Origin of the sequence: Solwaraspora sp. WMMD406 (assembly GCF_029626025.1) — a bacterium.
Classification (GTDB): domain Bacteria; phylum Actinomycetota; class Actinomycetes; order Mycobacteriales; family Micromonosporaceae; genus Micromonospora_E.
In genome coordinates, this window is the sequence record NZ_JARUBF010000001.1 from 5621950 (window position 1) to 5636626 (window position 14677).

Sequence of the window (14677 nt, forward strand, 5' to 3'; positions counted from 1 at the left end):
CCGGTTGATCGAGGTGCCGTCGACCGGTCAGGACGTCGGTCACACAGGTCAGCGCGCGACGGGGCACGGTGTGCCCACCTGGGCCGGTCCGGTGTCGGTCTGTCGCCCGTCCGCCGCGACGATCGTGACCTGCCAGGTCACGGTCGTCCCGGTCAACCCCGTCACCCGTGCCGTGGCCGTGGTGCCGGTGACCGTCATCGTCACCTCGTCGCCGCTGACACCGTTGCCGCCCGGCGGCGCGATGTCACCCGGCCCGCCCGGAGCCGCGACGTCACCCGGTCCACCCGGCTCGGCGGTGCCGCCGGTCGGCGACGGCGGGTTCGGCGCGACCCGCGACGGACCACCCGTCCCGCTGCCGGAAGTTGCCGACCAGGTCAGGACCGCCGTGTCGAGAACGTCGGCGGCGGCGACGCTGACGGTCAGCGCGTACCGCCCGGAGGCGTCGCAGGAGGAGACCCGGCCCAGCGCCCGGACCTCCAGCGGGCTCGACGGTGCGGTGGTGGCCGGACCGCCGGGCGGCCCGTCGGTCGGCCCGTCCGGCGGGGTGGAACTCGACGGATCAACCGACTCGGTCGCCGTCGTCGGCTCCGCCGACCCGGTCGGTTCGGCCGACACCGCCGGCCCGGTCGGTTCGGCCGGCGCGGCCAAACCAGGCCCGGTGTCGGGTCCCTGCCGGGCGGCGTCGTCGGCAGCCCCCAGCCGGGGCACCACCAAGGCCGCGCCGAACAGCACCAGCAGTACGCCGGCCGCCGCCAGTGCCGCCATCGTCCGGCCGTTGCGGCGTCGCGGCGTACCGGGGAAGCCGGTCGTACGGTCGAACCGGCCGGCGCGGCGGTCGATCCGCGCCCGGGTCGCCGCCTGGCCCGGATCGGTGCTGGTCGACGTCAGTCGGAGCCAGAGCTCCGGCGGTACGGCGAGCAGCGGCAACGTCGCGTACGCGGAGAACAGCGCCGCCGGGCTGACCTGCTGCCGGCGTCGGTCGGCGCAGGTGGAACAGCTCTCGATGTGTCGGCTGACCCGTTTGCGCAGCAATACCGTGAAGCGACCGTCCCAGCCCTGCAACATTGCGGCCAGGTCGGCGCAGTCGCCGGCACCGGTACGGGCCACCAGCAGCGCGCCGATGGCCCGGTCGAGTTGTGCCCGTACCCGCGACAGCCGGGCGTGGGCGTGGCTGGCGGAGACGCCGAGCACCGCGCCGACCTCGACGGCGGACAGGTCGTGCCGGATGGACAGCTCGAACACCTGCCGGTCACCCGGATTCAGCCCGGCGGCGGCGGCCCAGATCAGCTCCCGTACCTGCTCGGCCCCGAGCCCGGTGACCGGGTCGACCACCGGAGCCGGCACCTGACCCGCCTCCTCCAACGGCAGGTGCCGCAGTCGGCCGCGCATCGCCCGCAGACACTCGTTGCGGGCGATGGCGTACAGCCAGGGTCGTAGCCGGTCCGGGTCGCGCAGCTGCGCGGCCCGCTGACTGGCCAGGACGAACGTGTCGTGGACCGCGTCGGCTGCCGCGTCGGCGTCGTGCAGCAGGAACCGGCAGTAGGTGAACAGCCGGTCGGCGTACGACCGGTAGGCACCGTCGAGGCCGCGCAGGTCACCTGCGATCAGCGCGGCCACGATGGTGCGATCGTCCACGTACGCGATGCTAGATGTCACGGTCCAGACGGTCCGTTTACTGTCGCCAATGTTCCAGCTGGAAGCGCGACGGGTCGGGCTGGTCGTTGCCGTGCCCGATCACGCAGAGCCGGGTGTTGCCGGCGGCGACGATCCGGGCGCGTGCGGCGTCGGCGGCGCTGGCCAGGAAGAGCAGCGGGGTCGCGCCGGCCCGCAGTCCCCAGCCGTCACCGTCCGGCCCGTACACGGCCAGGGTCGTCGGGTCGTACGTGATGCAGTCGAACCGGGGTGCCAGGCCGAGCGGCAGACCGGACGGGTTGGTGAAGTAGGTGACGATGTAGCGGTACCGGTCGGCCCGGTCGTTGCCCCGGCCGATGAAGCAGAGGGTCGTCCAGTTGCGGGCCACCTTGACGCCGTCCTCGGCGTCGGCTTTGGTGGCGAAGACCTTGATGGCGTGGCCGCCGTCGCGCATCCGCCACGCGTCGCCGTATTCCTCGATGGTGAGGTTCGCCGGGTCGTACGTCACGCAGTCCTCGGCTGCCGGCGTCACCTCCGGCTCGGGTCCGCCGCCGTCACCAGCGTCGCCGCTGCCGCCCCCGTCGTCGCTGCCGTCACCGCTGTTTCCGTTGCCGCTGTTTCCGTCCGGTTCGTTCGCTGCGTCGCCGTCGGCCTCGTCACCGGTGCCGTCGCCGTCGCCGGAGGCGGATTGGCCGCCGTCGCCAGGGCCGAGGCCGCCGACCCCGCCCGGTACGCCGCCGAGGCCGGCCGACCCCGTCACCGCGTCGGCGTCCGGGTCACCGCCGAACCCGCCGGCAGCTGGCCCACAGCCGACGAGCGCCAGCAGGAGCAGCCCGATCAGGGCCGCCACGGCACCGGCCGTGGCCGCCGGCCACAACTGAGTCCACCGCCGCGCCGGGCCGACACCAGAAGTCGTGTAGATCATCTCGCCACCTCGTCTGAAGTCCCTCGCCGGCCGGGTGCCGGACACCTTCTGGAGACAGCAGGCGGCCGTGGACCAACAACTTCTCGATGGTTTCTCGGTGTCTGCCGTCAAGTGCCCGCCGACGCGAGGTGGCTGCTCGTCTGGAGCGGCGTTTCCAGTCCGTCCCCGGCTACCGAACACCCGACTGCAGCGGGCCGGCTGCCGGGCTCAACAACTTCCACAGCTGGCCGAAGGGCCACTACCGCTCGTACCGGGCCAGCTGACCAGCGACCGGTGACGGTCGACTCGCCGCGCGACGAGTCCCGGCCCTACGCCGAAGAGGGCCGGGGCTCGCGCGCCACCGGAGACCGGTCGTGCCTCTACTCGACCCGGACGTTGTCGATGTGGACGGTGCCCGGGTTGACGTAGACGTAGAACTCGCGCACGTCGGCCAGCGCCTCGGCGTCGCACGACATCTCGGTCAGCAGGTCGATCTCGGCCGTGCCGGTCCAGTCCTGGTTGAGCCAGGTGAACGTCGACTGGCACCAGGTGTAGCTCGGCCCGGTCTGTACGGCGATCGCCGCGTTGGTGCCCGCCGACGGGTCGGTCCGCAGGTCGTACTTCAGGGTCACCCGGCCGGACAGGTCCACCGGCTCGGCGAACGACGTGCCGAACCAGCCGCCGGTGACCGAGTCGACCCGCAGCCCGTACGCCCCGTCGGTGGCGAACGCGTCGGACCAGGCGACGCTGCCGACGCCCGGCTCCCACGACGGCGGCCCCCACCCGTCAGTGCCGGTCTCGAACGAGAACAGCGTCTGCGTCCCGGCCGGGTCCGGTTTGACGGTGACCACCAGGTCGGCGACGTTCGACGCGCGCCAGGCCCGGTCCCACAGCCGGTAGTGGGCGGTGGCCCGGCCAGCGAAGCCGTCCGCCGGGGTGAACGTGACGACGCCGTCGCCGCCGAGCGTGAACTCGCCGCCGGTGACGGTCACCCGCTTCTGCTGGCCGTGTTCCGTCGGGTCCAGGTCGATGGTGGCGGCGCGCACCGTACCCCGCCAGGCGATGTCGTTGGCCGCCGGCCGCAGCGTCGCGGCCTGGCCGAACTCGACGGTGGTGGTGTCGTGGTCGGCGACCGGCGGCCACGGCCGGCGGTCGCCGCGCACCGCCGCGCCCGCGTTGGACAGCGTGGTGCAGACCGGGCTCGGACAGTAGACGGTGTAGCCGTCGTAGTCCGGGTAGAGGCTGCCGTCGTCCTGCACGCCGGACAGGATCCAGTAGAGGAACCCGGTGGTGCCGCCGGCGATCGCCGCGTCGGTCCATTCCCGGTAGACGACGTTGCGGGTCGACTTGTCGTGGATGCCGAACTCGCCGAGCATCACCGGCTTGCGGACCTTCTTCGCCTCGTACGCGTGCCGGCTGATCCACTCGGTGCCCCAGGGTGCGTCCTTGCCCCAGTGGTCCGGGTAGAGGTGGTAGGAGATCACGTCGACGGCGGGCAGCATGCTCAGCGCGACGCTGTCGACGCCTTCGCCGCAGTTGGTGGTCCAGTCGGCGCTGGCCGGGTCGTCGCAGAAGAAGCCTTCGTCGCCGACGCTGACCAACTGCCGGGGTGCGTTCGCCTTGACGTGCCGGGTCATCTCGTCGGCCCAGGCGGTGAGCGTGTCGGTGGTGCAGTCCGGCGAGGCCGGATAGACGCCGGATCCCTTGCAGCGTGGCTCGTTGCCCAGCTCCCAGGTCATCACCGTCGGATCGTCGCGGTATTTCACCCCGGTGATGGTGTTGGTGCGGTTGAGCAGGTGGGAAATCCAGTCTTTGTACCAGCCGCGGATCACCGGGTCGGTGTAGAAGTCGTCGTGGTACTGCCCGCCGCGCCAGCGTACGTACTGGTCCATGCCGCCGAAGTCGCGCCAGTTGTTGGTCAGCGGGATGACCAGTTTGACGCCGGCCTCACGGGCGGCGGCCAGGACGTAGTCGAGGCGTTGCAGGCCGTCCGGGCCGTCGTGGTACGCCGGCCGTTCACCGTCGAAGTACTGGAAGTAGACGCCGTCGGCGGGGCCGGCGACCGAATCGGAGCCGTCGGCGTTGCCGATGTCCAGGAAGCCCCAGGTACGCAGCACCGTGAAGCCAGCGGATTTCGCGTCGGCGAAGACGTCGTCGACCATCGTCGGTGACTTGTACATCAGGTAGTAGTTGTTGCTGCCGGCGAAGCGGAACTTCTTGCCGTCGAGTTTGAGGTCGTCGCCGTGCCGGGTGACGAATCCGGCGGTCGGCTTACCAGGCGTACCAGGCTCGCCGGGGTGCGACGGCGGGGCGGCCTGGGCGGGCCCGGCGGCGGCGAAGCCGAGGATCAGTCCGGCCAGTGCGAGTAGCAGGCCGGCGGGGCGTGGGCGCATACGGGGGTCTCCTTGACCGTGGAGCGGTGGAGGTCACTGGCGCGCGGCGGCCTCCAGGGCGAGTGCGGCGGCACCGAGCAGCCCGGCGTCGTTGCCCAGACCGCTGGTGTGAACGCGGACCCGACGGACGAAGTCGAGCCCGGCCAACTCCGCCACGGCCTTCCGTAGCGGAGCGAACAGCACGTCACCGGCGGCGGCGACCCCGCCGCCGATGACGACGTCGTCGAGGTCGATCAGGGCGGTGGCGGAGACGATCGCGGCGGCCAGGGCGGTCGCGGACCGTTCGAATGCGGCGACCGCGACCGGTACGCCGGCCCGGGCGTCCTCGGCGAGCGATCGGCCGTCCGCCGGCCGGTCACCGGCCGACCAGCCCTGGCTGGCCGCCCAGCGCACCATGGCCGGGCCGCTGGCGATCGCCTCCACGCACCCGCGCCCACCGCACGGGCAGGGCGGACCGTCGAGATCGACCACGATGTGGCCGATGTGGCCGGCGTTGCCGCTGCCGCCGGGGTGGACCCGGTCGTCGAGGACCAGCCCGCCGCCGACCCCGGTCGAGACGACCATGCCGAGCAGCGCCGGGCCGGGGTAGCCGCCCCGCCAGTGTTCGCCGAGCGCCATGCAGTGTCCGTCGCCGGCCAGCACGGCGGGTCGGCCGGGCAGCACCGTACGCAGGGCGTCGAGGATCCGGAATCCCCGCCAGGCACCGATGTTCACCGGGCTGACCGTGCCGGCGACCGGGTCGAGCGGCCCGGCCGAGCCGACCCCGAGGCCGACCAGCCGATGCGCGTCCCGGTCACCGATCACCTGGCGGACCACCCGGTGCAGGGCGGCGGTGACCGTCGCCTCGTCCGGGCCGGCCGGCGTGGGCACGGCACCCTGTACGGCGATCGTGCCGTCCGGCTCGACGACGGCGGCGGCCAGTTTGGTGCCGCCGACGTCCACGGCGAGCACCGAACCGGTGGTGGTCACGTGACACCTCCGGCGACGATGTCGTTGACGCAGCGCAGCACCGGGCGGCTGGTCGACGCCGCCGGGTCCAGGTCGGCGGCACCACGTACGGTGAACACTGCCGACTCCCCCGGCAGCAAGGTGACCAGCGCCTGGTCGACCTCGGCGGCCGGGTCCAGGCGGTCGGCGTACAGGGTCAGGTCACGCAGGATGGTCCGGGCGGTGACGGTCACCGCCACTGCGTCTCCTGCGGGCGCGACGGTCGCTTCGAAGTCGGCGGCCGGGTAGTCGAGGTCGCGGTCCGGGGCGAAGAACCACCAGGCCCGCTGGCCGACGGCGTCGGCGAACAGCACCTCGCGGCGGGGGTCGTCGCAGGCCGCCACCTCGATGGGGATCGGCACGGTCAGCGCCGAGTGGGCGGGTACAGCCAAGTCCACGCTGGACTTGGCGCGCGGCTCACCGGCCAGCGTCGACCGGACGATCGCCACCTCCCCGCGCCATTCGACGTCGGTGTCGTTGACGGCGACCAGGGCCAGGCCGTCGTCGCGCGGCTGGATGGTGAGCAGCCGGTCGGCGTAGGCGCGCCGCAGCGCGTACCACAGGGGTTTGCGGCGGCCGTCGCCGTCGACGGCGGCCCACGAGGTGACCGGCCAGCAGTCGTTGAGCTGCCACAGGATGGTGCCCATGCAGACGCCCCGGTGGGAGCGGAAGTGTTCCACGCCGACGGCGATCGCCCGCGCCTGGTTGACCTGGGTCAGGTAGTGCCAGTCGTCGAAGTCGCGCGGAGCGGGCAGGTGGGCGTCCAGACCACGCCGGAGCTTCAGGTCGCCGTCGACGGCTTTCTGGTGGTGGACCATCCCGGATGAGTCGGGGGCGAGCGGGGAGTCGCTCAACGCCCGGCGCAACGTGGCGTACGTCGGCGGGGCCTGGTAGCCGAACTCGGCGAGGAACCGGGGCACGTACTGGCGGTATTTCAGGTAGTCGTCGGTGTTCCACACGTCCCAGATGTGCATGGTGCCGTGCTCCGGGTCGTTGGGGTGCAGGTCGTCGCGGCCGGAGTACGGGCTGCCCGGCCAGTACGGGCGGGTCGGGTCGAGTTCGGCGACGATTGCCGGCAGCACGTCGAGGTAGTAGCCGCTTCCCCAGGTCCGTCCGTCGAGGGTCTCCTGCCAGCCCCAGTCGTGCCAGCCCCAGATGTTCTCGTTGTTGCCGGTCCACAGCACCAGACTGGGATGCGGGGTGAGCCGGGTGACCTGGTAGCGGGCTTCGGCGGCGACTTCGCCGGCGATCGGCTCCTCCTCGGGGTACGCCGCGCAGGCGAAGAGAAAGTCCTGCCCGACGAGCAGTCCTCGCTCGTCGGCGAGGTCGTAGAAGTCGTCCGACTCGTAGCGGCCGCCGCCCCAGACCCGCAGGAAGTTGACCCCGGCGTCGACGGCCTGGCCGAACCGCCGCGCGTAGCGGTCCCGGGTGACCCGGGTGACAAAGGCGTCGTCGGGGATCCAGTTGACGCCCCGGACGAAGACCGGCGTCTCGTTGACGATCAGTGTGAACGCGGAGCCGTGCTGGTCGGCGCTGGTGTCCAGGCGTACCGACCGGAATCCGATCCGGCGCTGCCAGGTGTCGAGTGTTGTTCCGTCCGACCGGTGCAGGGTGACGTCGAGGGCGTGGCGGGCGGGTTCGCCGTACCCTCGGGGCCACCACAGTTCGGGGTCGGCGACGGTGAGGGTCACGGCGGCGCTGCGGTGCCCGGCCGGGACGACTGCCTCGGCGCGGGTTCCGGCGACGGCGGCGACCAGGGTGAGGTCCTCGTCGGTGTCCCGGTCGACCTCGACGCGCACCTCGACGGTCGCCTCGGCGCAGCCGGTCGGGTGGTGGGTGACGGTGACCAGCGGTCGGACGGTGCTCAACCGGGCCGTGGTCCAGCTGTGCAGGCCGATGTCCTGCCAGATGCCGGCGGTGACCAGGTTGGGACCCCAGTCCCAGCCGAAGTTGCAGGCCATCTTGCGGATGAAGTGGAACGGTTCGGGGTAGGCGTTGGGGCGGTCGCCGAGCTGGTCACGCAGCTGTTCGGCGTGCCGGTACGCCGAGTCGAACCGTACCCGCAGGGTGTTGGGTCCGGGGCGCAGCGCGGGTCGGGCGTCGAAGCGGTAGCCGCGGTGCATGTTGGCGGTGCGGCCGAGTTCGACGCCGTTGAGGGTGATGGTGGCGATGGTGTCGAGGCCGGCGCAGACCAGGTCGACCCGGGGGTCACCCAGGTCGACCCAGTCGAAGGTGGTCTCGTAGACCCAGTCGGTTCGCCCGATCCAGGACAGCCGGGTTTCGTTGTCGTCCAGGTAGGGGTCGGGAATCAGGCCGGCGGCGAGCAGGTCGGTGTGCACGCAGCCGGGTACGGTCGCCGGGACGTCGCGGTCCCCGATGCCGTCGGGTACGGCGAATCCCTCCGCCGGTCGTACGGTCCAGCCCTCGTGGAGCGGTCGTACGGTGTTCATGCCATACCTCACTAGTGCGGGAGCGGGACTGGGCCACGGTACGGGTCGGCGCCGGTCAGTTCTTGACGGCGCCTTCCATGATTCCCCGGACGATCTGCCGGCCGCCGATGAAGAGCATGATCAGTAGCGGGATGGTCGCCACGAACGCGCCGGCGAGCACCCGCCGGTAGAGCACGTAGTTACCGCTGGCCAGGTCGGACAGGGCCACCATCGAGGTCGGATAGTAGGTGCCGCCGAGGGTGATCAGCGGCCACTGGAAGTCGTTCCAGGTGGCCACGAAGGTAAGTAGGCCGAGGACGGCCATCGCCGGGCGAACGGCGGGCAGCACGACGCTCCAGTAGATCCGCATGGTGCTGGCGCCGTCGATGCGGCCGGCCTCGATCAGTTCGTCGGGTACGGCTTCGAGGATGAACTGTCGCATGTAGAACACGCCGAACGCGGTGACCAGGCCGGGCACGATGACCGCGACCAGGGTGCCGTTCCAGCCGAGCTCGCCCATCAGGATGTAGAGGGCGACGACGCCGAGCTGGTTGGGCACGGTGAGGGTGAGCACCACAACGACCATCAGCGCGTTGCGACCCTTGAAGCGCAGCTTGGCGAAGGCGAATCCGGCCAGTGAGCAGAAGAACAGCACCGAGAACGTCACGATCGTGGAGACGATGAAGCTGTTGCCCAGCGACTGGGCGAAGTAGACGTTGCGGAGGGTGAAGACCTCGTTGAGGTTGGTGAGCAGTTGGCCGCCGGGTAGCAGCTGCGGCGGGATCTTCGCCAGGTCGGCGTCGGTGCCGCTGGCGATGACCACCATCCAGTAGAGAGGGAAGGCGGAGAACAGGATGACCAGGCTGAGGAACAGGTAGTTCCAGAAGCTGCCCGGTGTACTGGCCGGGGCCCGGCCCATCAGGGCGGCGCTGCGGCGGCGACGGCCGGGTGGCGTGCCGCCGCCGGACTGGCCGGACCGATCCGGCCGGCCGGGTTGGCCGGTGGGCGGGCGGCCGATCGTGGTGGTGCTCATTTGCGCCCCCCGCCGAGTCGGTTGGCGACCAGCGCGTTGACGACCGCGATGATCACGATGATCAGGAACAGTGCCCAGGACATCGCGGCGGCGTAGCCGAGGTTGAGGTCCTTCCAGCCGACCTTGTAGATCAGTTGGGCGATGGTCTGGAACTGGCCGTTGGATCCGCCGGTGGCCGCCTGCGAGTTCTGTTCGAACAGCATCGGCTCGGTGAACAGTTGCAGCCCGCCGATGGTGGACAGGATGACGGTGAAGACCACCACCGGCCGGATCATCGGTACGGTGATCCGCCAGAGCTGCCGCCACGGGCCCGCGCCGTCTACCGCGGCCGCTTCGTAGATGTCGCGGGGGATCGACTGCATCGCGGCGAGGTAGATCAGCGCGTTGTAGCCGATCCACTTCCAGTTGACCATCGTGGCGATCGCGATCCAGGAGGCGGTCTTGGTGGAGCGCCAGTCGATCGGCGCCTCGCCGCGCAGGTTGAGCACGTCGAGCACCCAGTTGGCGATGCCGAAGTCGCGGGCGAAGAAGACCGCGAAGAGCAGGGTCGACGCGGTGATCGGGGTGATGTACGGCAGCAGGATGCCGACCCGGAACCAGGTTTGCGCGCGCAGCTTGCGGTTGAGTAGCGACGCGATGATCAACGCCAGGAACAGTTGCGGCACGGTGGAGAGCAGGAAGATGCCGAACGTGTTGTAGAGCGCGTTCCAGAACCGGTCGTCGGTGAGCAGCCGCTCGAAGTTCGCCAGCCCGGCCCAGCCGGTCAGGTCGGCGTTGTCCAGCCGCCAGTGCCGCAGCGCCACCACGCCGTTGAAGATGATCGGGAAGAGCCCGAAGGCGATGAAGAGGAGGAAGAACGGGGAGATCAGGATGTACGGCATGTACCGCATGTCGAAGCGGTGCAGCCGGTCTCGCCAGGTCAGGGTGGTGCGGCCGGGGGTTCGCTGCGGATGAGCGGGTGCGCCGGGGCGCGAGCGCGACGACGGCGGCGGTGCGGGCGGCGGTGCGGCACGCGTAGCGGACATGGTTGCCTCCAGAGATGGCCGGGTGGCGAGGCGGCCGCGCGACGGGGCGGCTCCGGTGACGCGGGCCTGCTCCCGCCGCGCGGCACGGCGGCGCGACTGGTTACGCGTTCGTCGCCTTCTCGGCTTCCGCGACGGCTTCCGTCCATGCCTCGTCGGGCTTGCCTTCCAGGTCACCGCTCTGCAGTCGGTTGAGGACGTTCTCCACCGCCACCCGGACCGGGCCGTTCTTGCGGCCGAGGTACTGCGGGGTGAGGTTGGCCGCGGTTTCGGAGAAGATCTGGCCGACCGGGGCGTCGCTGAAGAACGGGTTGGAGAACTCGACGATCGCAGGGTCTTCGTAGAGTGCCGGCTGCGACGGCAGGTTGCCGACCTTCTTGAAGATCTCGATCTGCTGCTCCGGCTGGATCAGCCACTCCAGGAACTTGTACGCCTCGTCGACGTTGGCGCCCTGCGCCGGGATCGTGAGGAACGAACCGCCCCAGTTGCCGCCGCCACCGGGGATCGCCGCCACGTCCCATTTGCCGGCGGTGTCCGGCGCGGTGTTCTGGATGTGGCCCATCATCCAGGCGGGGCACGCCAGTACGGCGAAGTCGCCGTTGACGAAGCCGTTGTTCCATTCCGGGGAGAAGGCCGCGAGGTTGGCCGACAGTCCGGCACCGACCACGGCGGCGGCGGTGTCGAAGGCGACCTTGGGGCCGCCGTCCATGGCGAGGGTGTCGCTGGTGTCGAAGAGGCCGACCGGCTGCTGGCCGAGGACCGGGTTGAAGATGTTGGTGGCGGAGTCGACGAACTTCTTGCCGCTGGCCGCCACGTACTCCTCACCGGTGGCGATGAAGGATTCCCAGTCCGGCCAGAGCGCGGAGACCTCGTCGCGGTCGGTCGGCAGCCCGGCGGCGGCGAACAGGTCGGTGCGGTAGCACATGGCCAGGCCGCCGACGTCGGTGCCGAGACCGATCTGGGTGGAACCGTCGGCGGAGAGGGTCTGCTGCCACTTCCAGTCCAGGTAGCGGTCCTCGTACTGGCCGGCGCCCTGGTCCAGCAGGTTGACGAACTTGTCGGCCTGTTCGCGGAACTGGACGACGAAGCCTTCGTCGATGGCGGCGATGTCGGCGGCCCCCGAGCCGGCGATGAGCTTCTTCTGCAGGTCCTCATGCTGGGCGTTGTACTCCCCCGAATTGAGGTTGATCCGGACGCCGGGGTTCTCCGCCTCGTACGCGGCCTTGAGGTCGTCGAGGCCGAAGTCACCCCAGAACGCGATCGTCAGGGTGGTGCCGTCGTCGTCGCCGCCGCCGGGTTCGCCACTGCAGCCGGCGACCAGAAGCACGCTGGCGGCACCTGCGGCCGCCAGGCGCGCCCAAGGGGTCCTACGCCGTTCCATGCCATCCTCCGAACACATGTGAAACGCTCCTGACATCGAGGAACGTCGACTGAACCGGATAAGTAGAGCCACCGTACGAGCGCACCTGCCGAGTGTCAATGGCGGGTTAACACCGTGGCCTACCCGTAATCTCGACGTCGTCGGACAGCGTCCGGGGATGCGCGGTAGAGCTCCCCGGCGCACGTCGGGACAGCCGTCCGGGGTAGGGGCGTCGCCGGTCCCACCGACGGCGGATATCGTTTACGCGAGCAGACTTAACCGGACAAGCGCACCAGCGGGTCGCCCGCGCCACCGACTCGACGAAGGAGTTCCGCCGGTGAAACGGCCGACCATCGCCGACATCGCCCGCCGCGCGGGCGTCTCGAAGGGCGCGGTCTCGTACGCGCTCAACGGCCAGCCCGGCGTCTCCGAAGCGACCCGGCAGCGCATCCTCGCCATCGCCGCCGAGATCGGCTTCAATCCCAACAGCGCGGCCCGCGCGCTGTCCGGCGCGAGTGCCAACGCGGTCGGTCTGGCCCTGAGCCGGCCAGCCCGCATCCTGGGCATCGAACCGTTCTTCATGGAGCTGATCAGCGGGGTCGAGGCGGAGTTGTCGGCCCGCTCGTACGCCCTGACGTTGCAGGTGGTGGCCGACCCCGACGCCGAGATCGCGGTCTACCGGCGTTGGTGGGGTGAACGTCGGGTGGACGGTGTCTTCCTGTGCGACCTGCGGGTCGACGACCACCGGGTGCCCGCCCTGGAACGACTGCAGCTCCCGGCGGTGGTGATCGGTGGACCGGCGTACACCGGTTCGCTGGCCAGCGTGTGGTCCGACGACGCGGCCGCGCTGGTCGAGACCGTCAAGTACCTCGCCGCGCTCGGCCATCGCCGGATCGCCCGGGTCGGCGGGCTGCCGGGGCTGCTGCACACCGAGATCCGGGCCGCCGCGTTCACCGACGTCTGCCGCGAGCTCGGCCTGGTCGACTGTGTGACGGTGGCCTCGGACTACACCGGCGAAGAGGGGGCGCGGGTGACCCGACGGATGCTCAGCACGTCGGCCCGGCCCACCGCGATGATCTACGACAATGACGTGATGGCGATCGCCGGCTTGGCGGTGGCTCAGGAGATGGGGTTGTCGGTGCCCGGCGATCTGTCGATCATCGCCTGGGACGATTCCCCCCTCTGCCAGCTCGTGCATCCGCCGCTGACCGCGGTGAGCCGGGACATCCCGGCGTACGGCGCACGGGCCGCCCGGCAGTTGCTGTCGGCGATCGCTGGCCAGCAGATCACGACATATCAGGACGAGACCCCTCATCTCACCCCGCGCGGCAGCACCGCGCCGCCGCAGCGCGGTTGAGCTGTCGGTCGTCCGCCAGCCGAGATGCGCAATTCCGGACCAACCAGAGCTGAACCGATTAAGTGCGCGCTGGGAGACCCGTGAGTCCGACACGGCCGCGCCGATCATCGGCCCCGACCCGCTATGCTCGATCCGGTCACGCGACTGGCGCAGCGAAGGTGGAACCGACCACCGGGGAGCGACCAATGACGTGCGCCGCGCGCCTGGGTGCACCGTCGACGGCACCGTCGTGCCCGGTTGAGCCAGCCGGGCCTCGCCGGCACGCCCCGACCGCCAGGAGGCACCTCGTGCACGTACCGCAGATCCCGCAGTTGACCGCCACCGATCCCGACCTCGCCGCGCTGATCGAGGGCGAGGCCCGCCGTCAGCACGACAAGCTCCGGATGATCGCGTCGGAGAACTACGTCTCCACCGCCGTCCTCGAAGCCAGCGGAAGCGTCCTGACCAACAAGTACTCGGAGGGCTACCCCGGCCGGCGCTACTACGAGGGGCAGCAGTTCGTCGACCCGGTCGAGACGCTCGCCATCGAGCGGGCCAAGGCGGTGTTCGGGGCGGCGCACGCCAACGTACAGCCGTACTCCGGATCCCCCGCGAACCTCGCCGTCTACCTGGCCTTCCTCTCCCCGGGCGACACCGTGATGGGGATGGCGCTGCCGATGGGGGGGCACCTCACCCACGGCTGGTCGGTCTCGGCCACCGGCAAGTGGTTCAACTCGGTCCGCTACAACGTCTCCCGGGACACCGGCCTGATCGACTTCGACGAGGTCCGCGACGTGGCCCGCCGGGAACGACCGAAGGTGATCTTCTGCGGTGGCACGGCGGTCCCCCGGACCATCGACTTCCCGGCCTTCGCCGAGATCGCCCGTGAGGTCGGCGCGGTGCTGGCCGCGGACATCGCGCACATCGCCGGCCTGGTCGCCGGTGGCGCGCACCCGTCGCCGGTCGGGCACGCCGACGTCGTCACCACCACCACGCACAAGACGCTGCGCGGCCCGCGCGGCGCGATGATCCTGACGACCGAGGAGTACGCCGCCGCGATCGACAAGGCGGTCTTTCCCGGCCTGCAGGGCGGCCCGCACAACCACACCACCGCCGGCATCGCCGTCGCGTTGCGGGAGGCGCAGAGCGAGGACTTCCGCCGGTACGCCCACCAGGTGGTCGCCAACGCGAAGGCGCTGGCCGCCGCGCTGGTCGACCGGGGCTTCGACCTGATCTCCGGCGGCACCGACAACCACCTGATCCTGGCCGACCTGACCGGCAAGGGGGTCGCCGGCAAGCCGGCCGCCCAGGCCCTGGACCGCGCCGGCATCGAGCTCAACTACAACACCGTGCCGTACGACCCGCGCAAGCCGTTCGACCCGTCCGGGATTCGGCTGGGCACCGGCGCACTCACCACCCGGGGCCTCACCGAGGCCCAGATGCCGCAGGTCGCGGCGTGGATGGACGACGCGGTGACGGCGGCGGTCAAGGACGACGAGGCCGCGCTGGACCGGATCGCCGGCGAGGTGGCCGACCTGCTGGCCGGCTACCCGATGCCCGGCTACGCCGGCTGAACCCGGT

Annotated in this window: 10 protein-coding genes and 1 riboswitch; of the genes, 2 read left to right on the forward strand and 8 right to left on the reverse strand. The window is 70.9% G+C overall.

Annotated elements, in window-relative coordinates; genetic code table 11:
* Positions 1-48: 48 nt before the first annotated feature.
* The 8 genes from O7632_RS24865 to O7632_RS24900 all read right to left on the reverse strand — a co-directional run bounded on the left by O7632_RS24865 (position 49) and on the right by O7632_RS24900 (position 11727).
* Entirely contained in the window at positions 49-1635 is a 1587-nt protein-coding gene (locus O7632_RS24865) for a sigma-70 family RNA polymerase sigma factor (RefSeq protein WP_278117666.1), read from the reverse strand.
* Between the two features lie 37 nt (positions 1636-1672).
* Positions 1673-2557 (reverse strand): hypothetical protein, encoded by an 885-nt coding sequence (locus tag O7632_RS24870; protein ID WP_278117668.1) that lies wholly within the window; start codon positions 2555-2557, stop codon positions 1673-1675.
* 359 nt (positions 2558-2916) lie between these two features.
* Positions 2917-4929 carry a cellulase family glycosylhydrolase gene (locus tag O7632_RS24875; protein WP_278117670.1) on the reverse strand — a complete coding sequence of 671 codons (2013 nt, stop codon included), beginning with the start codon at positions 4927-4929 and terminating at the stop codon, positions 2917-2919.
* 33 nt (positions 4930-4962) lie between these two features.
* Entirely contained in the window at positions 4963-5898 is a 936-nt protein-coding gene (locus O7632_RS24880; protein ID WP_278117672.1) for an ROK family protein, read from the reverse strand.
* Positions 5895-8366, reverse strand: a complete 2472-nt coding sequence (locus O7632_RS24885) for a glycoside hydrolase family 2 protein (protein ID WP_278117673.1) — start codon at positions 8364-8366, stop codon at positions 5895-5897. Before O7632_RS24885 ends, O7632_RS24880 begins: the two co-directional genes overlap by 4 nt.
* 55 nt (positions 8367-8421) lie before the next feature.
* Positions 8422-9264, reverse strand: coding sequence for a carbohydrate ABC transporter permease (locus tag O7632_RS24890; RefSeq protein WP_278120359.1), 843 nt, complete (start codon positions 9262-9264; stop codon positions 8422-8424).
* Between the two features lie 110 nt (positions 9265-9374).
* Entirely contained in the window at positions 9375-10403 is a 1029-nt protein-coding gene (locus tag O7632_RS24895) for a sugar ABC transporter permease (RefSeq protein ID WP_278117675.1), read from the reverse strand.
* A gap of 100 nt (positions 10404-10503) precedes the next feature.
* Entirely contained in the window at positions 10504-11727 is a 1224-nt protein-coding gene (locus tag O7632_RS24900; RefSeq protein WP_347403600.1) for an extracellular solute-binding protein, read from the reverse strand.
* Between the two features lie 370 nt (positions 11728-12097).
* Here O7632_RS24900 and O7632_RS24905 point away from each other — a divergent pair, with 370 nt between their 5' ends.
* Positions 12098-13117, forward strand: coding sequence for a LacI family DNA-binding transcriptional regulator (locus tag O7632_RS24905; protein ID WP_278117679.1), 1020 nt, complete (start codon positions 12098-12100; stop codon positions 13115-13117).
* 130 nt (positions 13118-13247) lie between these two features.
* Positions 13248-13333: riboswitch (ZMP/ZTP riboswitch) on the forward strand.
* Positions 13334-13404: 71 nt separating this feature from the next.
* Positions 13405-14670, forward strand: a complete 1266-nt coding sequence (glyA, locus tag O7632_RS24910; RefSeq protein WP_278117681.1) for a serine hydroxymethyltransferase — start codon at positions 13405-13407, stop codon at positions 14668-14670.
* Positions 14671-14677 lie beyond the last annotated feature (7 nt).

What these genes read in the sequence shown, in the direction of transcription:
- O7632_RS24885 (WP_278117673.1), bottom strand. Translation starts at nt 8,366, where the DNA reads ATGAACACCGTACGACCGCTCCACGAGGGCTGGACCGTACGACCGGCG.
- O7632_RS24895 (WP_278117675.1), bottom strand. Translation starts at nt 10,403, where the DNA reads ATGTCCGCTACGCGTGCCGCACCGCCGCCCGCACCGCCGCCGTCGTCG.
- O7632_RS24870 (WP_278117668.1), bottom strand. Translation starts at nt 2,557, where the DNA reads ATGATCTACACGACTTCTGGTGTCGGCCCGGCGCGGCGGTGGACTCAG.
- O7632_RS24890 (WP_278120359.1), bottom strand. Translation starts at nt 9,264, where the DNA reads ATGGGCCGGGCCCCGGCCAGTACACCGGGCAGCTTCTGGAACTACCTG.
- O7632_RS24875 (WP_278117670.1), bottom strand. Translation starts at nt 4,929, where the DNA reads ATGCGCCCACGCCCCGCCGGCCTGCTACTCGCACTGGCCGGACTGATC.